The sequence below is a fragment of the Cyclobacterium sp. 10D3-21 genome, from assembly GCF_055809755.1.
Map to the genome: position 1 here is coordinate 1804614 of NZ_CM147924.1, position 23305 is coordinate 1827918.

Consider the following 23305-nt stretch of genomic DNA (forward strand, 5'->3'; position numbering starts at 1 on the left):
ACAAAAAAAGTACCGCAAACAGTTTTTTTTCAATTGTTTGATTTTCTGTAAAATACGTAATTGATAAACCAATGACCCTCTTGCAAGCCCTTCTTCCAATAAACGATGGAACCCTTAACATTACAATTGATGCCTTAACCTCAGTGGATGGAGACGGAACTATTAAAAATCTCATCACTTCGGTTTATGAACAATCCCTACTTATAATCACTGAGGCTCAGGTTTTGGGCGAGCCTAATGACAATAAATTAATGGTCACTGGTAAATCTGAATTGCCTTTCGGGAATGTGGAGGTTGACGCCATGTGCACCCTACAACTGATAGAGGGGCAAGGCCAATTGGTCGTTCAGTACGCCATGCCTGATGATTGGAAGTTTTCCGATAGTTTTCCAGATCTTCCAACGGTAACGCGATTGGATCAACTTGATGATCCCCTGCCTTCTCCACTTGATGACCTGAATTTAGGTAGCACCCAATTTTACATCTCTTCAGCTTCGATAGAAGAAGGGGAGACAGCCTTGTCTCCAGGAGTTAATTTCCAAGCTGACTTAGCGCCAGATGGTTTTTTTTATGGTGTATTCAGTGCCTACACCGACATATCGATAAAGCTGAAGTTGCAAGGCACTATTAATATATCTTCCGATTTGTCGAAATTGCCTGTCCTGGACGCAAATGAATTTCCCTGGTCAGCAGAAACAATACCTCCAGGTATTAACCTGAAGGCAAGCCTGGAAGTTAGTCCACTTCAATTGGGTGATACGATGCAGCTTTCAGCAGATGAATTACGAATTTACAGTCCAATTTCTGGGGAAACTTTTGCTGAAACGCCTACTTATTTACCTGCCGTCGCTTTTACTGGTTCCCTTAAAATCCCCAGTGCCAATGATTTTGATTTGGAAATCACCATTTTGAGGCTCCCAGGTACTGAAGAAGCAAGCGTTGTAGGTGATTTTTCTAAAACCCCCATCAAGAATTTTAGCGATCTGCGAGATTTAATAGGCTTAGAAAATGGAAATTCTTTTTTGCCTACCGAACTGACAGATGGGGACTTTGGTGGCTTAGGAATTAAAAGTGCTTATTTAAATCTAACAAAAGACCCTTCTTTGAGTGTCTCTTGTGTGTATGTGGCTGTAGGTATGCCCAATTTGAATTGGGAAATATGGCCCAATCAATTCAGCATCGATAAGCTATCTGCCAACTTTAAAGTTTCCAATCCATTTATTAAGCCAGAGGTTGAAATCAGTCTTTCCGGCAAGCTAACCTTAGCGGGAGAAGAAGTGGAAGTAAATGCCTATAAGGAGAATAATGAGGAAGGGAACTTATTTACCCTTACAGCCAATACCAAAAAGGGAATAAAAGTACCGCTAAAGCAGCTTCTCTCAAACTATGCCGGTAATATCGACACAGCTGTGCCTACTGTTAATGATCTTCAAATTGACAATATAGGTATTGTCATTGCTCCCAAACAATACTATTCTTTAAGTATTGCCCTGGCTCAAGAACCTAAGCCTTGGGAAATAACTTTATGGGATTTGAAGCTAAGTTTTAGTGATTTAGAGCTCTTTTTAAAGAAGCCGCAAACAGGTCCAGTTTCTGGTAATATTCATGGAACCGCCATGCTGGGTAGTAGAAGTGCTAACTTTACTGAAACACCGCTCGATAAACCCTACCTAAGCTTGAAGGTAAATTACAATTTGCCTGGGGATGTTGAGCTTCGTGGGGAACTTCCTGAGGTCAAAATAAGAGATATTGTAAAATGGTTTTCTGGGAAAGATAGCACAGAATGGATGCCTTCAGTCCTAAATGACATTGCATTCGAAAAATCCTTCCTACTCATTACAAAAGAGGAGGATTGCTATAATTTGGCACTTGGAACTACCATCCAAACAGGGACCGCTTCTCCCAAAGACATATGTCGTTTAGCTTTTGTGGTCCAAAAGGCGGGAGCCGATTGGGGCTTTGCTGCGGCGGCAGAAATTCATTTGGACAACCTGTCAGTCCTTTTGGGAGAAACAAGTGGGAAAGCGTTTACCGATAAGATTGGGACTTTGTCAGATTGGATTCCGGTAGACAAGTTTACATTTGCCATTACGAGCATAAAAGAGCCTGTCTTTCCTGATTTTGCCTCTTTTCAACAACCCTCACTAGAGGCATCCGAAGAAGATGGTCCACAAATTACCTTGCCAAGTATTCCCGACCGGGGCAAGGGCTTCTTTCTATTTGTTCAATCTAAATTTGAAAAGAAAGAAAACACAAATAAGAATCGCGACATCGCAATAAAGAATAGTCTAATTGACCTGCTAAAGATACCTGAAGGGACAATGATAGATGCCTTTTTGTCCTATAAAAAAAGCAAAGAAGATGCGGCAATTCAATTTGGAGTAGGATTGACTACCTACCTTATGGCTAAAGCGAGCAAAAGCCCGAACCTTAGCTATCCTTATGAAAATGTTCAATTTACAGGCGCATTGATGGTGGAAGCTGAGCCTAAAGGGAACTTTGGTTTAAGCATGGCTGCTCAGTTAAAAACACTGGTACCAAATATTACCACAGAAAACATTATTGACTTTGCAGAAGCAGTAAGTGCTGACAACAAACTAGAAATCACCAGGATTATCAATGAGCTTATAGCCAATCAATCCAAGGTGAAATTTAATATGGAGTTTGAGCTGGATACTTCGGCAGAAGCTGTAGGCTTGTCGATGTCCGGAGCGATGGAACCTATTGATAAACCGATCACTATAGGACCTGTGCAATTAGGGAATTTGGCTGCTGAATTGGGCATTTCAATTAATCCTGAAACATTGGTTCCTTTGCCCCCTAGTATGGGGTTTTCGGCAGAATTGACAGTAGGAGATGGGTTCTATCCCTTTAATTTTTCCTTTGCTTTTTTTGTAAATGGAGAAAACCCCTTAAAATGCATGGTTGCTGGTTCCATGAGCGATCTTAATATTGGAGATTTATACGGAAGTATTTTTAATAAAGAAACCATAAATGCTGTCAATGCTGCAGCTGGTACGGGCATTCAGAAACTGGATGATTTGACCATTGCCGTTCCTGATAAATTAAAAATGCTTAGTGATGCAGGCAATGCAAAAATAGTGCAGCAAAAAGCGCGTGAATTTGAAAAGCTCCTGACTTCAGAAGAACTAATCTCAGTGCTTAAGACCATTGAAATAGTTGGGACTCAGGAGGGGAAATTTTCTATTCCTTTAGAAGGGACGATGCCCCTTGCTGATGGACTCGATAATTATGATGGGACTAAGGTAGCGGAAGCCTTTAAAGCTTATGGTAAGCTGGATGGTTTTCCAAGTGCTAGTCCTGAATTGATGATTTTCAAGAGTAAAGGAAGTACTGAGAATAGTGAAAAATGGTTTGTCACAGAACAAGCAGGCGGCCAAGACCCCATTATTACCCATTGGCAAATAATAGAGAAGGAAGATAAAACTTTAGAAGTATCTAAAGAACCACAATTCTATTTTGTTCCTAGTCCGGATGGGGTTAAGATCGCTACACTCGAGTATAAGCAAGGATTTATGCTAAGTGGTCGTTTGGAATTTCTGTCCTATTTTGTGGATGCTGACATTGAACTGATTCTTGGCAAGGGAATTAAGGTGGATGCAGAAATGAGTGAAATCAGGCTTTCTAATGTGCCCGATAGTTTCTTCAGCATCAAAGCAATGGATGGAATGGGAGAAATAGGAAACGCAGGTGGGCCGAAAGTTTCGATCTGTAGCTACAAACAGCCAAATGCCAACCCAAAGGAGTTTGTAGATCCGCATTTTTATATCAATGGAAACTTACTCTTGCTTGATGGAACTTATGGTATTTGCGCTAACGTCACTTCTGAAGGGCTTGTTTTTCATTTCTTTATAGAAAATAACCTGGTCCATGGTGACATGTACGTTTTGTTAAAGGATGCCCATTTTGATGCAGAAGGAAGTCTTGAAATACTATCGATTTCCTCAATAAGTTTGGGCCCCTTGGGGGAATGGCAGCTTCCTAGTCATATCCAGACAGACACCCATATATGGGCCAATAAAGGTAATTTTGGTCTTTCATTCCAATTTTTAATCACCTTTGCAGGTACGACCCATAAATTAATTGTCAAGGAAGAAACCTCAACAGCAAGTTTTGAAAATTTGGTTATTAATACAGAAAAGGAGATAGAGAATTTAATTAAGGGACTTTTAACGGATGCAAAGTATTACGCTGAATGTTTCTTTGATAAAACGATAACAGGGGTAGACAATGTGGCTTTGGTCTTGGTGAATGAATTCAAGGAGACTAAAGTAGAAACGGCTAAGATTCTTAAAGAGGTGGGTTTCACCCTAGAAGAGGTGGGTAAATTCCTCTTTGATTTACCTGGTATGACAGCCCAGTTGATGTTTGAATGTTTGGTAAGTGCAGGCTTTGAGGTGCTTAAGGTTTTAGAATACATTAAGACTGCATTCAACTTAACAGAAATGCAAATGTTGCATTTGCTCAAAACTGCGGGGTACAACATTGTAGAAATTGTTGGTTATATCAAGGATGTGTTTGGTGTGGGAGCTGGACAAATGATCAGGTTGCTTCGAGAGGCCGATTATGGAATCGTAGAGATCATTGAGGTGGTCAGGACTGTTTTTGGCCTGAATATAAATGAAATGGCTGGTCTGCTTAAAGCAGCTGAGCTTGGATATGGCCTTAATGAAATTACCAGTGGTTTAGCCAATGCCTATGGACCCTCTCCAGGGTTGATGAAAAGCGCATTGGAAGGTGCTGGTTTTGCCGGTGATAAAGTGCTTGTAGCGATGAAGGCTACCGGAAAGTTTGGGATGGATGCGCTTAATAAAGCCTTTGAGGTCGGAGGAGAAATCAAAGACAAGTTGAATGATTGGAAGGACAAACTAAATCCCTTTGATTAGCGCCAAAAACCTCCTAGCCCCGCCGCGACGTAATATCTCAGCCACGGGTGTCAGCCCTTGGTAGGGAAGATTATACACATCTTGATTTTGCCGGTATTGTTGCCTTTTTTCCGCAACAATACTGAAAAAATCACGAAGACTATTCTTAATTGAAGACGCATATTTGGCTATCTGACAACCGAAAACCCCACTAGGGGTGATATTTTTGTAGCCAGTGACATCAGCCACTGGTTGAGTGAATAAAACGTCAATTGATTTTGGCGGTATTGTTGCTCTTTTCTGCAACAATACTGACAAAATCACGAAGACTATTCTTAAATGAAGACGCATATTTGGCTATCTGACAACCGAAAACCCCTTTAGGGGTGATAATTTTGTAGCCAGTGGCGTCAGCCACTGGATTCGTGAATAAAACCTCAATCGATTTTGGCGGTATTGTTGCCTTTTTTTTCGCAACAATGCTGACAAAATCTTCCAGAAAGGAGAAAGGGCGGATTAAATAACAGAATTGGTGCTTTTTAGTAAGATTTACTTTATGCGTATCTTTTAGATACTGATTTTTTGATAGGGTATGGTATTCTTCCTATTTACTCAATTAAGACTAATGACTGCTTAATTTCCAAGCATTTAAGGTTTTGAGGGACGATCGATACAATGATGTTTGCATTCATTGCAGTGGATTTCGACATTAGAGAATAGTTATAGCCAATGGTGACCTATGTCATATTAAAAAATAAAAATTCACTTTACTTTTATTGAACATTAAACCCATATAAAAGAAAATTATGGAAGAGAATAAAGAAAACCAAATAATTAGCATGCCAGGAATCGGTGATGCTGCGCCGGACTTTAAAGCTGTAACTAATCAAAAAGACATTAACTTTCCTGCATTTTAATATGAAAGATCTAAATCAATTATTAAATGAAGTAACTAGTTTAACATTGAATATTGAAACTAATTACCCTGAGTTGTACAAATTCTTAAATGAAAGCCCGATAACTATCCCTTCAGATGCACACCCGCATATTGATACAAAAGTAATGACTGATTATTTAGCCTCTTTAAAGGTGCTACTGTACGAACATATTGAAACGCATAAAAAAAAGAATAAGCAGGTTTAATAGGATGCAGCTCAAATACTTCCTGAATAATTTGCAGTTTATTTAGAAAAACATTCAAATAGCTAACCCAAAATGCGACAGGAAGCGCATCTTTAAATACGGACTCCCTTGCCTTGCATCCATTTATGTACTTTAGTTTAAGGAATTATCCAGGTAATTTATTTAAAGTGATGCTTACCGAAAAATTTTACCATTTCCGAAGAAGCCTGGAGGGCTTCAATAAAAAACAGTTGGTGTCAACCCACGGAAACCGGAATGCCCCCGCCCATTTATTTTGGCGGTATTGTTGCCTTTTTTCCGCAACAATGCTGACAAAATCACAAAGACTATTCTTCATCGAAGACGCATATTGGGCTATCTGACAACCGAAAACCCCTTTAGGGGTGATAATTTTGTAGCCAGTGGCATCAGCCACTGGTTGAGTGAATAAAACCTCAATCGATTTTGGCGGTATTGTTGCTTTTTCTCTGCAACATTGCTGAAAAAATCACAAGACTATTCTTCATCAAAGACGCATATTTGGCTATCTGACAACTGAAAACCCCTTAGGGGTGATAATTTTGTAGCCAGTGGCATCAGCCACTGGTTGAGTGAATAAAACCTCAATCGATTTTGGCGGTATTGTTGCTCTTTTCTGCAACAATGCTGACAAAATCACGAAGACTATTCTAAATTGAAGACGCATATTTGGCTATCTGACAACCGAAAACCCCTTTAGGGGTGATAATTTTGTAGCCAGTGGCGTCAGCCACTGGATTCGTGAATAAAACCTCAATCGATTTTGGCGGTATTGTTGCCTTTTTTTTCGCAACAATGCTGACAAAATCTTCTCGGTTGATTTTTGGCGAGATTGGCTTACTTTATCTACTTATTTATAGCCATAATATTCAAGGTTTCCCAATTTGCATAAATCCCCACCAAAACAATCCCCCCTTGCTAGAAGAAAACTTCCAAAAATAAAACCCACAAGGCTTCATTAGGATCACCTGAAGAAGAGAAATTAGGCCAGGCTTAATATCCCCAAACAGGTGCACCCAGACTCGCTACGGGTACTTCAAAACTCTCCCTATGCCCTTTTTTACTCCGATTTACCGACAGGAAACGGCGACGTATAACCAATATCTAACTAGCGTAAACCTTTGATAATGAGGAATGGGAAAATAATGAAAAGGAAGTAGACTTGAACGATTATTTTCAAGTTAAGTATGCCCACTGTAGCTATTTTTGAGCAAAAAAATAGGGTGCAGTCTGAAAGATTTCAACCGCACCCCTAAGTTACTTTTGGGTGACATAAGCAACTTTTAAAATTTTAACCTTCCAATTCATTAGAATGGGCTGAATTTTAAGCGATTTCAGCACGTAATAGAAGGTGGTCTATCGTGTATTTAGGGTTTAATTCATTCAAATCGGTGTAGGGGGTAGAATCTGTCGGTCTACACGGGCATAAACAATAGCTTTTTCCACAAAAAGAATGTTGGCATTACTCATTTTAAGTGCCGTCTGTCGCTAGGTAGGGCCAAAAGCAATCAGGTCAGTTTGGTTTTAAGGATAGCAATGGCATTTTTCATTTCCGTAAGTTCCTCTTTCGGAATGTCGATTAATAATGCGTTCATTGTGCGTATGACATATAAATTTGATTTGAATTTTAATGAATAGGATGAAAGTACTTTTTTATGTTTTAAAATGCAAATTTTAGAATATAAAAAACACAAAATGCTTAACAATGGAACTGTAATGATCTTTCTTGGCTAATTTCTAGAGGGGCCTTAGTTGTTCACCTGTTTGTAAGTGAAATACCTAATGAATCTATGTTTTAGTACCCATTATTCGGTAGTATATGTTAAATAAAAATATATGGAGAAATAATATTTTTATTTCTTTTGTATTCAGGGAGTTTTAGTAAATTTTGGGGAGATAAAAAGAGAATAAAGTGCAAGGTGCACTCACTCATTCATGCATTCAGTTAGCTAGAATAGTCCAGTTTAAAAGTTCTGTTGCAGTCATAAATATGATAAGGGGAAACTTTATTGAATTTTAGAGGAACTGCCATATTTCACCAACATTTATGCCTATTAATATCTTCTAAAAACCTCCTTTGAATCATTTACATTTTAGTGGGTAGATATTTTTTTGTTATCAACTATTCTTTTCCTTTAATACCTTTCCGACCCCCACACACCCTCATCCAAAAAAGTCCAACATTTCCCCCTCTTCCAACTAGTCATAAACACCTCTTTTTGAGTAGTAAAAAGAAAAAGTCATGCAAATCAAGTTGTTTTCCAGCCTCTTTCTGGCATCGCTATTAGTAATAAGTTCCTGTGGTCAAAAAAGTACCTCTTCTGAAGTACAAGAAGTGGAGACCAAAACCCCAGCCAATTGGGCCGAACGCCTGGGTTATCCGGAAGGGAAGAAAGTCATTATGCTGCATGCAGATGACATTGGCATGAGTCCTGAAGCCAATATTGCTGCCAAAGAAATGCTAATGGCAGGAGACATACAGTCTGCCGCTGCCATGCCTCCCTGTCCTAATTTTGAAGAGATCATTGCCTGGGCCATTGAGCATCCTGAAATAGACCTTGGCTTGCACCTTGCATTGACCAGTGAGTGGAAAACCTGGCGTTGGCCATCTGTTGCTCCGGCGGAGGAAGTACCCGGGCTTATTGATGAAGAAGGTAAATTATGGCGATCAGTAGAAGAGGTGGTTGCCCATGCTTCTGCGGAGGAAGTAGCCACAGAAATAAGGGCGCAGATTGAAAAATCCCTTGCCCTGGGTTACCGTCCCGATCATATCGATACCCATATGGGTACCTTGTATGGAGATCCCAAATATGCCATTGCCTACCTTAGCATTGCCATGGAATACGGCATCCCTGCAAATGCCATTGACCTTTCAAACCCAGAAGTGCTGCAGACCTTTAGACAAGTAGGTTATCCCATCACCGATGAGGTCGTTGATTTTATGGCTACCTACACCTTGCCCAAGCTGGACTTTTTCACCAGTGCACCCAAGGCAGATACCTATGAAGAAAAAAAGGAAGCCTTTAAAGATTTAATCAGGTCACTGAAACCGGGATTGACAGAAATCATTTTTCACCCCTCTGCAGATACCGAACAGTTAAAAACCATCACCGGCTCCTGGCAACAAAGGATTTGGGAAGCGGAAATGTTTGCTGATCCGGACTTGAAACAATTCTTCGAAGAAGAAGGCATCCTATTCACCAATTGGAAAGAAATCATGGAACGCTTTAATTCCTGATTCCGACGGTAGCAGAAGGTTTTGCTACCTCCTAACGGAACTCGGGTAAATCACTAATAAAGCCCCAAATTAGCTGAATTTGCTGTGATTTTATCCTGCAATAGCTATTCTATTGAACTGAATTTGGTTTTAAATGAAGAAATCCTTCTACCGAAATTGGATCAATACAATATTAAATAAAGTACCGGAAAATGAAGCTTGCGATTGAAATTTATATCTCTGCACTGGCAGTAGCCTGTATGGCCATTGCATGTTGTAAAACCACTGAATCCGTGGATATCCCTAATGGGCAGTTGAGCAACCATACGGACGTCCCTTTTGTGCAAGAGTACCATGAAGGTTTTGTGGTTCATGAAGCAATTCCAGCCGCCAATGATGTGCGGGCTATACATGTTGACTCCGATCAAAATGTTTGGATTGCTACAGGGTATGGTGTTTTTAAAAAAGAAGAGGCAGGAGCAGATTGGAAGCAAATGCTTCCAGAAGAAAATATCGGGCCCGTATACGACCTGGATTCGGAAGCTTCAGGAAAGGTTTGGGTAGCTTCATGGGATGGGGTTTATGTTTTGGAAAATACCTCCTTGGTGAAAGTCCCTGGACCAAAGCCTCCTATCGCTCGGGTACTTGGCATCGCCGAGGGAGCCTATGCTTTTGGCCCCTTTGGGATTTGGCTTTATAGCGACAATCAATGGGTTGCCAAGGACTTTACCAAAGTCAGGAGCATACGTGCGGTGCTTGCTGACAAAAATGATGGTCTTTGGCTAGGAACGGATGTTGGATTGTACCATTGCAATGAAAAAGGAACAGTAGCATATCAGGAAAATGAAGACCTAATCAGCGCTTATGTCAAGGGGATGGATTTTGATGACAGTGGCAACCTGTGGGTTGGAGGACTAGGTGGTGTTACAATAAGAAAAGGAGACAAGGTAATCGATAAAAAAGAGCCTGCGAATGGCATTACCCATGTAAATGTGAATGTGGTAAAAAAGGCACCTGATGGGAAAATTTGGGTAGGGACTGATTATGGGATTACCAGGTTTCAGCCGGGTGAAAGTGATTATTCCGTTCGCTTAAGCAAGCGATGGCTAAGGGCAGATGAGGTAAGAGACATTGACTTTGATGCCAAAGGAAATGCCTGGGTGGCGACTTCAGATGGTGTCAGCCTTATCAGAAGGAAGGAAATGACCTTGGCCGAAAAAGCGGATTACTTTTACCATCAATTGCTCACACGGCATGTTAGGGAGCCCGGGATTGTGGCAAGGTTTAAACTGGAAACACCTGGGGATACCAGTACTTTAGTGGCTGATGACGATGACAATGATGGAGAATATACCGCCATGTACCTGGCCATGGAATCTTTTCATTACGCTGTTACAGGCAGTGAAGAAGCAAAAGAAAGGGCAAAGAAAGCCTTTGACTTTTTGTATCTTTTGCGGGAAGTAACTGGCAGGGATGGCCTCTTTGCCCGAACGGTGGTTCCTATAGATTGGGACAGGCCCATGCACGACATGAACAGGACTTATACTGACAGGGAGTTGGCAGAAGCAATCATCAACAATCCAAGGCAAAAGGCAGTTGAAGTGCGTTGGCATCCTTCGGAAGACGGCAAGTGGTTGTGGAAGGGAGATACCAGCAGTGATGAATTTGCCGGTCATTTCTTTGGTTACTATTGGTATTATTTTCTCGTGGCAGATGCGGTCGAAAAACAGCGGGTTGCAGCGCATGTGGAGCAAATCATGGATCATCTGTTGCGGAATGATTTCTATTTGATAGGTGTGGATGGGAAACCCACAAAATGGGGCGTCTGGTCGCCCAAAAGTCTAAATCAAGATCCCGAATGGGCACCAGAGAAACCTTTGAATTCACTGGAGATATTGTCTTTCTTAAAGTTTGCCTATGCCATTACAGGCAAAGCAGCCTACCAGGAAGCCTATATGAAATTAATCACAGACCATGGTTACCTGGAAAATGCCAAAAAATTATACACCACTAATCCGGCCTTTGAAACCTATTTTGATATTTACATGGCCTTGTACATTCATCCACCGCTCATTAAACTTGAAGAGGATCCTGAGTTGAAGGCTGAGTACCGGAAACACTTGGATCAATGGTTTGAAAAATTCAGAGACACGCAAAGTCCTATGCTTAATTTTACTTACAACCTGTTGACCCAAGGAAGCGATGAACTGGAGGCTTCTATATTCTTTCTACAGGATGCCCCATTGAGTCTGGTAGATTGGCAAATTGACAATGGTAGGAGGGAAGACCTTCAATTGGTGAGGTCACCAATTTTGGAAGAGGTGCAGGTAAGTGCGCTAAGGCCACCAAGTGAATACCGCACCATGCGCTGGGACAACAACCCATACTTGGCTGTCTCAGGCAATCCTATGGAAGAGAAAGAACCTGTTTACTGGCTTTTGCCTTATTGGATGGGAAGGTATCAGCAACTGATCAGGTAAGCAATTAAGGCCGGCAATGCATTTATTAATTCTTTCCGCCCAATGGCTTAGTATTCCTTTGCCCCTTCAAAGAGGATTGATTTTTCTAATAGGATGTTTGCTGGTAAATTTTACGATAACAAAGAGAAGGACGGGGCGCAATATCACAGCCACGGGTGTTAGCCCGTGGACGAATGATCAAACGCCAATTGATTTTGGCGGCATTGTTGCCTTTTTTTTCTGCACCAATGCTGACAAAATCACAACCAACCCATTCCTTATAGAAAACGCGAATAAAGTCTGATGATGACACGAAGCCCCACAGGGGCGAAATAAATCAGCCAAGGGTGTCAGCCCTTGGTAAAGAATATTATACACATCTTGATTTTGGCGGTATTGTTGTTTTTTTTTCTGCAACAATGCTGACAAAATCACTACAGAACTGTCGATTACCGGAACCACACATGAAACTTTATAACAACCGAAAACCCCGGTAGGGGTGATATTTTTGTAGCCAGTGGCGTCAGCCACTGGATTTATGGTCAAACGCAAATGGATTTTGGCGGTATTGTTGCTTTTTTTCTGCAACAATGCTGACATAATCACTACCAACCCATTCCTTATAGAAAACGCGAATAAGTCTTGTGATCACCAAGCCCCACTGGGGCGCAATATCCCAGCCAAGGGTGTCAGCCCTTGGTAAAGAATATACACATCTTGATTTTGGCGGTATTGTTGTTTTTTTTTATGCAACGATGCTGACAAAATCACTACAGAACTGTCGATTACCGGAACCACACATGAAACTTTATAACAACCGAAAACCCCGGTAGGGGTGATATTTTGTAGCCAGTGGCGTAAGCCACTGGATTTATGGTCAAACGCAAACGGATTTTGGCGGTATTGTTGCTTTTTTTCTGCAACAATGCTGACAAAATCTTCTCGGACGATTTATGGCGAGATAAGCTAACTTTACTCGTAAAATTTAATCAATTAAAAGGCACAAATAACCAACATTTATTGCCATGTTTCCCAATCACGTCTGAAATCATAAAAACTTAATCATTACTTTATTGCTATTTACCTTTGCGAATTCTTGTACAAACAAGTACCGTGAAAAAACTTCTGAACCAATCAATTTTGAATTTGCAATCATCAAGCCAACAGTAGATGAACTTCAATTCATAGCTCAAGATTTTTCGGACACTTGGATTCCTAACACCACCGACTTAATTATCGTTGAGCAACTAATTAAGGATGCTGTCCAAAAGAATAAGGCAGACCTACTTACAAGAGCGTCTCTACCCAACTATTTTCGACAATATGTAGGGTTTCTAAACGCCACTGGCGAACGGATGGTTTGGGTAAACGCACTCTGCGAAATTAAAGAAGGTATGGTTGAGAAGAACGGAGAATTTTTTTTAGAACCATGGCAATGGAGGGAGGTACTGATAATTGTAGAGGATGGAGGCCATTGCTTCTGGAATATCCTCATCAACTTAGACAAGTATGAATATTCCAAATTCTTTATTAATGGAGTAGCATTTGCACCTGAAAATAAACGTTATAAAATGATGGTTGGTAAATGCTAGTAGATCCATATATGTGTTCTGAAATTTTACTCAAAGTGTATATTTGGTTATATTGTACTTGATAGTTTATCAAATGGCCACGATTTATATTGAAGAGTTGTGTGCTTGATTTTAACAATAGTATTAACCAATTAACCACTCTATAAAATGGATACAAGGCTGAATAAAATTTTCATTTTGTTGCTTGTTATTGGGGCCTTTCTTGGGTCCAGGCCCGGATATTCACAGCAAAGAGATGGCCCTCTGGAGGTAGCGCAAGAAGAACAAATAGACACTGCTGAAATTGATTTTGAAAATCAGAACATTGGATTTGTTTCAACCTTCGTCAGGACACCTTTTGTAATTTTTGTGTTTTTGGGAACGTTTTGCGGCGCTTTTTTCTCGATAGTTACTGAATTTCTAGTCAATATTTTTCAAGGGTTTGACAATAGTTACCCAAATACCAATTTAATTTGGGAATTGGGCTGGAATAAAATTATAAGTAGTTGGTGGTGGCAACCAAGTGTCTGGTGGCATTTGGCCATTGCTATTGTCTTTTGGTTACGCGTGATCAAAAGGTAAGATTTCTAAACGCAACCGATTGATCTATAAGTAGTAGAATTGTAGATGGTCAAAAAACTTGGTATGAGTTTTAAAAACCCAATTCAGAAACTTCCGAATTCCAAAACCCCACAGGGGTACTTCAGAAGTACCCCTGTGGGGTTTTTTTTGCTCCGATTTACTGACAGAGAACGGAAGCTTTCAACCGTACCACAGAATAGCGTAATTATTTCCTGTTTAGGGATATAGTTCGATGAGTTGTCAAATTTTTGGTGATGCGCTTTTGGCTGAAGCCTGCTATCGGGGCATTCACTATTTAAGTTAAAGACGTATAATATTTCGAAATTATACAACACTTCATCCGGGGTATCCGTACTTAGCTGAGCACGAACTTTTCTGTAAGTGTGTGAAAGGAATTGTTTACCTTTTGTAACATTATCCCGCATTGTCCAAAAGGACTTGCGGGAGATAGGTAAAGGCAAGATAGTCAGGTTGTTTGAGGTGGTGTCAGCAAGTAAACCAAGCGTTTTTGCCTATTTAGTGGTTAATCGGGAAAGTAGTGTAGCCAAGCATAAATAGGATCCATGAAATTAAATTTTCGTAAGGCCGGTTCAGGAGACCTGGAATTTCTCTTGAACCTTGAGAAGGAATCATTTCCTGAATTCCAACAAACCTCCCCTGCAAACCTCAAAAAAGGACTGAAAAGTTCTTTTCAGGAGCTGATTATTGCTGAGAATGCAGTGGACAATCAGCCTGTGGCTTCGGCTGTATTGTTTAAGTACAAGCACATGCTGCGCTTGTATTCTATCAGTGTAGCACTTCCATACAGGCAGGATGGTATAGGCAATGCATTTATTGAATACATCAAGGCTTTTGCGCTTTCTAATAACTTTAGGAGCATTACCCTGGAAGTGAGGGAAAGCCAAAGCAAGCTCACGGGCTGGTATTTGTCCAAAGGGTTTGAAGTGATCAAAACATTGAAGAACTATTATCAGAACGGTGAAGATGCCTTGAAGATGGGCATGAAAATTAGGACAGAAGCAATAGATAAGGGAAACAAAAACCTGATCGTAATCGATCAGCCTTACGTCTGGCAAAATACGGGACTAAAAGCCACCATAGTATCTGTAAAAGAGTATATTAATAATCCTTTGTATCAAAACAATGCCAATTTCAGGATCTTTAACCTCTGTAGTTCTTACAAGTACCAAAGCTATGGTTACTATGTCTCTCTTTTGGCCTCTGCTCGGGGACAAAGGGTGATACCAAGTACTTCTACCATCAAAGATGTGCAAATCGCCAATGTGGTGCAGGCACTTTCCTTTGAGTTGAATGAACAGGTAAACCAAATCCTCAGCAAAGAAAAAGGCAATAGCCTGTCTCTTGATTTGTATTTTGGACAAACGCCACTGAAGGCTTACAAGGTGCTGGCTGCCAGGTTGTACCAGGTTTTTGAGGTGCCCTTATTTACCATTAATTTTATAAAGGTAGATAAATGGATAATTAAAAGCATTAAGGTGCTGACCTTTAAAGGGCTGGATGAGGCACAAAAGGAAACCTTGTTTAATGCCGCACAGCGGCACTTCAACAAAAAGCGGTACAATTTTCCCAGGTTAAACAATTACAGGTATGACCTGGCCATTTTGATCAATCCCTTTGAAGCCAATCCGCCTTCAAATAAGGAAGCGCTTGAGAAATTTCGTAAGATTGCCAATAAAAAAGGAGTGTATGTTACTTTTATTGGTAAAGAAGATATCAATAAAATCAACGAATTTGATGCTTTGTTTATCCGGGAAACCACCAATGTCAACCATTATACCTATGAACTCTCCCGCCTTGCTTTTGCTGAAGGCCTGGTGGTGATAGATGACCCTTGGTCTATTCTGCGCTGCTCCAATAAAATTTACCAGCATGAATTGTTTAAGAAAAATAAAATCCGCACCCCTAAATCTTTCACTTTAACCAAGAACATGTTTGAAGACAAACTGCTGGACAATATCAGGTACCCGGCAGTACTCAAACAACCCGATAGCGCGTTTTCTCTCGGGGTGATAAAGGTAAACAATAAGGAGGAGGCAAAGCGTGAACTAGGCCTGCTCTTCAAGAAAACCGATATGGTAATTTGCCAGGAGTTTTTGTATTCTGCCTATGATTGGCGGATAGGAATATTGGACAATAAACCGATCTATGCCTGTAAATATTACATGACACAGGACCACTGGCAGATCTATAACTGGAATAGTGATGCAGAGGATAAGTCCGGCAACCATGAAACAATAGCCATAGATCAGGTGCCGGAGCAAATAGTAAGCCTGGCATTAAAAGCTTCTTCCCTTATTGGGGACGGACTCTATGGCGTGGACCTCAAATTTGTGGAGGATAAAGTATATGTAATTGAAGTCAATGACAATCCCAATATTGACTTTGGTGTGGAAGACCAGGTGCTGGGAGATAAACTTTACCAGCTGATCATCGATTCCCTGATCAACCGCATAGAGATAATGAAAAATATCAGACACATCAACCTGATCAATAACAAACAAATCAATACCGGTAACCAGAATAAATAATGGATAAGCCAAACCTGTAAGGTTTTATATCTAGCAACTTTTCATTGATTACCTCAAATCCGCAAACCTTACAGGTTTTGTTGATAATTAACCTGACAACCTGAGTTCGATTTAAATACTTGCTGGTAAAATTAGGTTCATTTAGTCAAGCAGTTCCCTCCCTGAAATAGACAAAGAAAAAGCAGACAAGGTAAATCCCCCTTTTAAACCTAAGCATTGCCATGGAATACGGTATTCCTGCCAATGCCATTGACCTTTCAAACCCTGAAGTGCTGAAGGCCTTTAGGCAAGTAGGTTATCCCATCACCGATGAGGTAGTAGATTTTATGGCTACTTACACCTTGCCTAAGCTGGACTTTTTTACTTCTGCTCCTAAAGCAGATACCTACGAAGAAAAAAAGGAAGTTTTTAAAGCTTTGATCCGCTCACTGAAACCCGGATTGACAGAAATCATTTTCCACCCTTCCGCAGATACCGAACAGTTGAAAACCATTACCGGCTCCTGGCAACAAAGGATTTGGGAAGCGGAAATGTTTGCTGATCCGGACTTGAAACAATTCTTCGAAGAAGAAGGCATCCTATTCACCAACTGGAAAGAAATCATGGAATGCTTTAATTCCTGATCCGGAAGAAATGTAATTGCCAATTACACCTAGATGAGGATCAATTTCTCAAAATGGATGTGAAGGTTGATTTTATAGTCTCAGAAGAAGCCTGAATGGCTTCAACAAAAATAACCGTGTGGTGTCAACCCACGGCAACAGAAAGCCCAAACGCCAATCGGTTTTGGCGGCATTGTTGCTTTTTTTCTGCAACAATGCTGACAAAATCACAACGTCAATTAATTACCGAAGAAGTGAATTAAGTCCTAAAATATCACCAAGCCCTGACCGGGCGCAATATAACAGCCATGGCTGTCAGGCCATGGAACCTTGTGACCATACGCCAATCGATTTTGGCGGTATTGTTGCTTTTTTCTGCAACAATGCTGACAAAATCACAACGTCTCCATTCCCAATTTATAATAATAGTAACCTTTACGAAAACCGAAACCCCGGGAGGGGTGATATTTTTGTAGCCAGTGGCATCAGCCACTGGATTGGTGAAATAAACGTTATCGATTTTGGCGGTATTGTTGCTTTTTTTCTGCAACAATGCTGACAAAATCTCCTTAATGCAGGCTAAAAACCTGATCAGGATAGGGTACGAATTGTTCGGTAGCCTTTATTGTCGGCATTTGTGCTTTGGTCTCTTTCAATAATTTTGTCATCAATTCAGCCATTTCTTTGGTTTTAATCTTATTGGACTTGCTTAGCTCGGTGGATTCACCGATATCATCCTTTAAATTGAACAATTCAAATTTCTGATCCACATGGTAGTAGATCAGCTTCCAGTTCCCCTTTCTGACGGCACTATAGGGTGGGCTATAATAGGTATTAGGGAAGTGCCAAAGTAGTGGTCTGTCCACGGAATTAGAATTCTCCCCTTTCAAAAGAGGAACAAAGCTTTGACCATCTATACTTTTATTTACCAAGCTATTAAGTCCTGCCATTTCTAAAAAGGTTGGAAAGATATCCTCAATGATAATACAATCATCTATAGTTGTTCCCGGATTGGTAACATCTGGCCACTTGACCAATAGGGGTACCCTGATACCTCCTTCATATGGACTTAATTTATGCCCTCTCAAGGGTAGGTTCTGAGGTACCTGAGGATGGGGCCCGTTGTCTGACATAAAAACGACAATTGTATTGTCATTCACGCCAAGTTTATCCAGGTGATCCATAATGTCTCCCAAGGATTTGTCCATGCCTTCAATCATTGATGCGTAGGTGGCTTCCAGCTCATTTAACCCCTGATCGATGTAATTTTGGTAATAGCGTTCATCCTTTTCCCAAGGCGGGTGATTGGCATAATGTGATAGGTACAGGTAAAAAGGTTTGTCGTCTTCAACTGCCTTTGATACTGCTTTTAGCCCTTCCCTGGTCAGCGCTTCAGTTAGGTAAATGGCTTTACCATGATAGGCTTCCAAGCCGGGTAAATCCAATAAAGGGTTGCCCGAACCTTTCCAGGCTACGCTGAAATTATGAATACCTAAATAGCTCCCGGGGCCACCTGCCGCATTTCCACCAATGTTAAGGTCAAAACCCAAGTTTAATGGATTCTCTCCCGGAGTACCTAAGGCCCCAAAATGTGCTTTCCCTACATGAATGGTCCTATAATCATTTTGACTCAATAGCAGTGGTAAATTTACGGGATGAAAGAAGGTGTATGGAATATTTGGGACTGGGCTCAGGCCGTTTAGATTCCAATCGGGAGACTTTACTACTTCGTGATCATTATCAGGGGATTCATCTTTTTTCAAGGTCCAGTTGGTAACCTTATGTCTGGCAGCATTTACCCCCGTCATTAAACTTACTCTGGAGGGAGTACAGACTGCACTGGCATAAGCTTGTGTGAATTTCATTCCCTCGCGGGCCAATCTCTCCATATTCGGAGTATAATACCTTTCGTTGAGTGCTGTCACCTCTTTGTAAAATGGCACCGAAGAATCTTGCCATCCCATGTCTCCTACAAAGAAGAAGACGATATTAGGTTGTTTTTTCTTTTTAGGAATAACTGATCCATGTAGTGCGCCGAAAGACACTGCAAATAGAAAGCCTAATAGGATAATTTTTACAGGTAGTTTTATCATTGTTCAATAGCTATACGGTTGGTTTAATAAGTATACGCAGGTTTTGGCCTTTCCTTCCATGAACCGAGCTCGGTTCGGTACTGTATACATATAAAATTTCACTGAATTCAATGGATCCGTCATACCAAGATAGAAAAGTTAACTATCCCAATACAATATTTTTAAACCCGGATTATGTAATAGGATTCGTGATAGCCTGTCCCGTGTTTACGGGAAGTGTTGCAATCGCAAGAAAATCAGGCTGTTTGGAGATTTTAGCATAGCACCGCTATGGTGAAATTGAAAACAGCAACGATTGGGTATTTTAAAGCGATTTCAGCACGTAATAGAATGTCTATTGCATATTTCGGGTTAAATACATTTTAGTATTGAACATTTTCTATTACAGGAATGGTAGCAATAAAGGATTCATTTTCCATCTTGCCGGTCAGGTCCAATACCTTTACGATCCCTTTTTCTTAGTACACAAAAGGCCTTTTCATCCTGTCGGGCTTTATAATTTCCCCTTGCAGGGTAGGGATGGTTTTAGTCATAATCTCAAAATCTTCCGTTTTTTACCAGGGAATACCATTCGTAGCGCTTACCAAACCTATAAAAACATGGGACTTTCAGCTACTGCAATACCGGTACTTTGTTTTTGACGAAGAATTCCCCAGTTAAGGTGTAATTGAAAATTCACCTAGCCGAAGTTCAATTTCCCCAAATTGATGTAAAGGTGAATTTTACAATATCCGAAGAAGCCTTAAAGGCTTCAATAATATTAACCGTGTGGTGCCAACCCACCAAAACCGGAATAAAACACCAATCGATTTTGTCAGGCTTGCCTATTACTAAATCCACATAGTAACATTTAATCCAATTAAAAACCCCGGCAGGGGTGGCATGATTATAGCCGGTGGCCTCAGCCAACGGGTCAGTGAATAAAACGCTAATCGATTTTGGCGGTATTGTTGCCATTTTTTCGCAACAATGCTGACAAAATCCTAACGTTTATTTCTACCAAAAACGCACATCAAATTTTTTGACATTACCAAGCCCTGACGGGGCGCAATACCACAGCCAAGGGTGTCAGCCCTTGGTAAGGAAGATTATACACATCTTGATTTTGGCGGCATTGTTGCCTTTTTTTTCTGCAACAATGCTGACAAAATCACAACGGCTTTATGACTTTATGACAATCGAAAACCCCTTTAGGGGTGATATTTTTGTAGCCAGTGGCTGTTGCCACTGGATTAGTGAAATAAACGTCATCGATTTTGGCGGTATTGTTGCTTTTTTCTGCAACAATGCTGACAAAATCTTCTCTATAAATGGCAAAGAAAAAGGGTTTCCCCATCAAGAAGCCAAATATGTTGCGGAAAATTGAACTAAGTGAGATTCCATTACTAGTTCTTGGGCTAATATTCATTATTTCAAGATGTTAAAGAATTAAAGTTTCCTTTCATTGAAACTTTTTCTACCTTTGGTAGGTATTAATTAATGCTGATTTGGTGGAGAAAAAATTTGATATCAAATTATTGGAAGAGGCTTTCGAATTTATCAAAAGCCAAAATGAAAAAGTGCAGGACAAGATATTCTACACTATTTGGAAGGCACAGCTGCTAAAGGACTCGAAACTTTTTAAAAACTAAATCAAAACATTTGGGAATTACGCACTAAATATGCAGGACTCCAATACCGAATTCTTGCCTTTTGGGACAAGGAGAATAATGAAATGACACTGGTTTGTGGCACACATGGATTCGTAAAGAAGACAGAAAAAGTAAGCCCTAAAGAAATTGAAAAAGCTGAAAAAATCAGAGTTGATTATTTTAACCGGAAAAAGAAAGAAAAATGAAAACATACAGTTTAGACGAAGCACAGGATTTAATAATTGGCAAGGTGGGGACAACTCGCAGAGACCAATTTGAATTTGAGCTTAAACTCGAGCTTATTGGTGAAATGATCAAGACTGCCCGAAAGGAACGCCACCTAACTCAGGAACAGCTTGGGGCATTAATTGGAGTGAAAAAATCACAAATTTCAAAATTGGAGAACAATGCCAAAAATGTAACCATTGAAACCATTCTAAAAGTATTTGAGGCCTTAAAGGCAAAGGTCAATTTTAAGGTCGAACTTATGAACAACGAGCCTAATATCGTCTGACTGTAGGAAACTTACACTAAAAAAAAATATAGGTAAACCGAATCTTCTGAAAGGAAACCCAAAAAGAGGTTTTGCAATGCATCTAGCAACTGGGGCGCATATTCATTTTGATTCGACATGGCCGATTTACACACATGCAAAATAAACGAATTGTACCAATAGTTTTCTTTCTTCTTTTAACCCTAAGCGCATACGCCCAACAAATCACACCAGAAGAATTCCAGCAAAAGATTGAATTTTGCAACAGCAATTTGCTAGATGGCTATTGATATAAAGGTGTAATTGCAAATTACACCTAGGTGAAGATCAAATCCCAAAATTGATGTAAAGGTGAATTTTACAATATCCGAAGAAGCCTGAAAGGCTTCAACAATATTAACCGTGTGGTGTCAACCCACGGAAACGAGAAAAAAACGTCAAATGTTTTTGGCGGCATTGTTGCTCTTTTCTGCAACAATGCTGACAAAATCCCACCGTCCATTCCTTACCAAAAATGCACATTAAGCCCTAATAGCTCCCCAAGCCCCAAAGGGACGCAATATCTCAGCCAAGGGTGCCAGCCCTTGTTAAGGAAGATTATACACATCTTCTCTTGGGATTCAAGTTTTTATTTCTTTTCGGAGAACTTTAGTTATGGTTTTTTTGGGCCATGAAAATAATGTTGCACTAAAGGGCTACTTTCTTTATATTTGAGGCGTGAGTAAGAAGCGTCAAATAGTCTTTTACAAAAGCTACTTTCAAGATTTTTTCATTAAGCAAAATCAGAAAGTAAAGGATAAGATTATTTGGACATTAGGATTGATTGAAGAGCTGGATAGAATACCGGAAACGTATTTAAAATTTATCAAAAACACGAATGGGCTTTACGAAATAAGAGTCCAAAAAGGGAACGATATTTTCAGAATATTTTGTTTTTTCGATGAAGGTAAACTTGTTGTCTTGATGAATGGATTTCAAAAAAAGACTCAAAAAACGCCAAAGAACGAGATAATTAGGGCACTTAGCATAAAGACAGATTATGAAAGCAATAAAAAATGATCTAATGACACTTGAAACGTTTAAGGATGTGCATTATGGTAAAACCGGGACTGAAAAAAGGGATGCTTTTGAAGAGGGTTACAAGTCTTTCAAAATTGGAGCAATGCTTCATCAAGCAAGGATTGATAGGGGAATGACACAGCAAGAATTAGCTGATAAAGTAGGGACAACCAAATCCTATATCTCTAAGATTGAGAATAATTTAAAGGAAGTAAAAATATCAACACTAAAGAGAATTATTGAAAATGGATTGGGTGGAAAGTTGGAGCTATCAATAAAACTTTAAATCATTCTACCCAAAATATTATCCTGGTAGTAATTGGAAAGGGAGTATTGCTGGTTTGATGAAAATGAGAATCGATAACAATTGTTAATTGTTTGATAGTCAATATTTTTTTTGAAAAAAAAGACGTGAATTTCTTTCCCAAGCCATTTAATGAACATTAGGAAAAGCAACCCCAATGTGATTACTTGTGTAATTACATAAACTGCTAGAATTATGGAAATATCAGTGGTGAAAACAGGGAATTCTAAGGGGATTAGACTTAGTAAAATGCTTATAGAACGGTATAATATTAAAGACACAATTGACCTGATTCTTGAGAAAGATCAAATTGTTCTAAGGCCATTAGCTACTCCTAGAAAAGGCAAACCAAGCCTAACAAAGTTAAAAATGGATAGAGCTTTATTTTAGCTTAAAAGTATTTACTTCGTCGCAGTTGGATGCCATATCTGACCTTTGCTATATGCGAATTTCCCGTTGACTAATAGGGTATTGCCAAGGCTAACACAAGTAAGATTTTCTTAGATGATTTGTTTTAGGCCATTGCAAATGGCCTTTTAAAATGACTTTTCTAAAGCTTATAGCTATTGATATAAAGGTGTAATTGCAAATTAAACCTAGATGAAGATCAAAATCCCAACGTCCATTCCTTACCAAAATCATACACCAAGTCTTAGGATTACACCAAGCCCTGACGGGGTGCAATATATCAGCCAAGG

At 39.9% G+C, this 23305-nt stretch carries 19 protein-coding genes; 14 read left to right on the forward strand and 5 right to left on the reverse strand.

Going from position 1 to position 23305, the window contains the following annotated elements; genetic code table 11:
• Positions 1 to 71 precede the first annotated feature (71 nt).
• The gene (locus AC0L7T_RS07420; RefSeq protein WP_473341898.1) at positions 72 to 4907 is read left to right on the forward strand and encodes a hypothetical protein; all 4836 of its coding nucleotides are present in this window, start codon (positions 72 to 74) and stop codon (positions 4905 to 4907) included.
• Here the strand turns inward: AC0L7T_RS07420 and AC0L7T_RS07425 are convergent.
• On the reverse strand, positions 4890 to 5210 hold the full coding sequence (locus AC0L7T_RS07425; protein WP_473341900.1) for a hypothetical protein: 321 nt from the start codon (positions 5208 to 5210) through the stop codon (positions 4890 to 4892). The genes AC0L7T_RS07420 and AC0L7T_RS07425 overlap by 18 nt on opposite strands.
• Positions 5211 to 8289: 3079 nt before the next feature.
• Here AC0L7T_RS07425 and AC0L7T_RS07430 point away from each other — a divergent pair.
• Positions 8290 to 9285, forward strand: a complete 996-nt coding sequence (locus AC0L7T_RS07430; protein ID WP_473341901.1) for a polysaccharide deacetylase family protein — start codon at positions 8290 to 8292, stop codon at positions 9283 to 9285.
• A gap of 191 nt (positions 9286 to 9476) precedes the next feature.
• On the forward strand, positions 9477 to 11744 hold the full coding sequence (locus tag AC0L7T_RS07435; protein ID WP_473341903.1) for a ligand-binding sensor domain-containing protein: 2268 nt from the start codon (positions 9477 to 9479) through the stop codon (positions 11742 to 11744).
• Between the two features lie 177 nt (positions 11745 to 11921).
• Here AC0L7T_RS07435 and AC0L7T_RS07440 read toward each other — a convergent pair whose 3' ends face one another.
• Positions 11922 to 12323 carry a hypothetical protein gene (locus AC0L7T_RS07440; protein WP_473341904.1) on the reverse strand — a complete coding sequence of 134 codons (402 nt, stop codon included), beginning with the start codon at positions 12321 to 12323 and terminating at the stop codon, positions 11922 to 11924.
• Between the two features lie 473 nt (positions 12324 to 12796).
• Here AC0L7T_RS07440 and AC0L7T_RS07445 point away from each other — a divergent pair, with 473 nt between their 5' ends.
• The 4 genes from AC0L7T_RS07445 (at position 12797) to AC0L7T_RS07460 (ending at position 17048) form a co-directional block, all read left to right on the forward strand.
• Complete coding sequence (locus AC0L7T_RS07445) at positions 12797 to 13315, forward strand: hypothetical protein (protein ID WP_473341906.1); 519 nt, start codon at positions 12797 to 12799, stop codon at positions 13313 to 13315.
• Positions 13316 to 13462: 147 nt separating this feature from the next.
• Positions 13463 to 13876 (forward strand): hypothetical protein, encoded by a 414-nt coding sequence (locus tag AC0L7T_RS07450; RefSeq protein ID WP_473341907.1) that lies wholly within the window; start codon positions 13463 to 13465, stop codon positions 13874 to 13876.
• A gap of 563 nt (positions 13877 to 14439) precedes the next feature.
• Positions 14440 to 16425 (forward strand): GNAT family N-acetyltransferase, encoded by a 1986-nt coding sequence (locus AC0L7T_RS07455; RefSeq protein WP_473341908.1) that lies wholly within the window; start codon positions 14440 to 14442, stop codon positions 16423 to 16425.
• Between the two features lie 221 nt (positions 16426 to 16646).
• Complete coding sequence (locus tag AC0L7T_RS07460; RefSeq protein ID WP_473341910.1) at positions 16647 to 17048, forward strand: ChbG/HpnK family deacetylase; 402 nt, start codon at positions 16647 to 16649, stop codon at positions 17046 to 17048.
• A gap of 253 nt (positions 17049 to 17301) precedes the next feature.
• On the opposite strand, the gene AC0L7T_RS07465 is transcribed toward AC0L7T_RS07460, so the two are convergent.
• Complete coding sequence (locus AC0L7T_RS07465) at positions 17302 to 17589, reverse strand: hypothetical protein (protein ID WP_473341911.1); 288 nt, start codon at positions 17587 to 17589, stop codon at positions 17302 to 17304.
• A 7-nt stretch (positions 17590 to 17596) separates the two neighbouring features.
• A complete protein-coding gene (locus AC0L7T_RS07470; RefSeq protein WP_473341912.1) occupies positions 17597 to 19120 on the reverse strand; it encodes a sulfatase in 1524 nt (507 codons plus the stop codon).
• A gap of 368 nt (positions 19121 to 19488) precedes the next feature.
• On the opposite strand from AC0L7T_RS07470, the gene AC0L7T_RS07475 reads away from it, so the two are divergent.
• Entirely contained in the window at positions 19489 to 19761 is a 273-nt protein-coding gene (locus tag AC0L7T_RS07475; protein WP_473341913.1) for a hypothetical protein, read from the forward strand.
• A gap of 49 nt (positions 19762 to 19810) precedes the next feature.
• Here the strand turns inward: AC0L7T_RS07475 and AC0L7T_RS07480 are convergent, their stop codons facing one another.
• Positions 19811 to 20077 (reverse strand): hypothetical protein, encoded by a 267-nt coding sequence (locus AC0L7T_RS07480; RefSeq protein WP_473341914.1) that lies wholly within the window; start codon positions 20075 to 20077, stop codon positions 19811 to 19813.
• Between the two features lie 142 nt (positions 20078 to 20219).
• Between AC0L7T_RS07480 and AC0L7T_RS07485 the strand changes: the two genes are divergently transcribed.
• The 6 genes from AC0L7T_RS07485 to AC0L7T_RS07510 all read left to right on the forward strand — a co-directional run bounded on the left by AC0L7T_RS07485 (position 20220) and on the right by AC0L7T_RS07510 (position 22997).
• Positions 20220 to 20486, forward strand: a complete 267-nt coding sequence (locus tag AC0L7T_RS07485; RefSeq protein ID WP_473341915.1) for a hypothetical protein — start codon at positions 20220 to 20222, stop codon at positions 20484 to 20486.
• A gap of 315 nt (positions 20487 to 20801) precedes the next feature.
• Positions 20802 to 20957, forward strand: coding sequence for a hypothetical protein (locus tag AC0L7T_RS07490; RefSeq protein ID WP_473343357.1), 156 nt, complete (start codon positions 20802 to 20804; stop codon positions 20955 to 20957).
• Entirely contained in the window at positions 20954 to 21265 is a 312-nt protein-coding gene (locus AC0L7T_RS07495) for a helix-turn-helix domain-containing protein (RefSeq protein ID WP_473341916.1), read from the forward strand. The genes AC0L7T_RS07490 and AC0L7T_RS07495 overlap by 4 nt, the downstream gene beginning before the upstream one ends.
• Before the next feature lie 696 nt (positions 21266 to 21961).
• Positions 21962 to 22303 (forward strand): type II toxin-antitoxin system RelE/ParE family toxin, encoded by a 342-nt coding sequence (locus AC0L7T_RS07500; protein WP_473341917.1) that lies wholly within the window; start codon positions 21962 to 21964, stop codon positions 22301 to 22303.
• Positions 22284 to 22589, forward strand: a complete 306-nt coding sequence (locus AC0L7T_RS07505; protein WP_473341919.1) for a helix-turn-helix domain-containing protein — start codon at positions 22284 to 22286, stop codon at positions 22587 to 22589. The genes AC0L7T_RS07500 and AC0L7T_RS07505 overlap by 20 nt, the downstream gene beginning before the upstream one ends.
• A gap of 213 nt (positions 22590 to 22802) precedes the next feature.
• Positions 22803 to 22997, forward strand: a complete 195-nt coding sequence (locus AC0L7T_RS07510; RefSeq protein ID WP_473341920.1) for an AbrB/MazE/SpoVT family DNA-binding domain-containing protein — start codon at positions 22803 to 22805, stop codon at positions 22995 to 22997.
• Positions 22998 to 23305 lie beyond the last annotated feature (308 nt).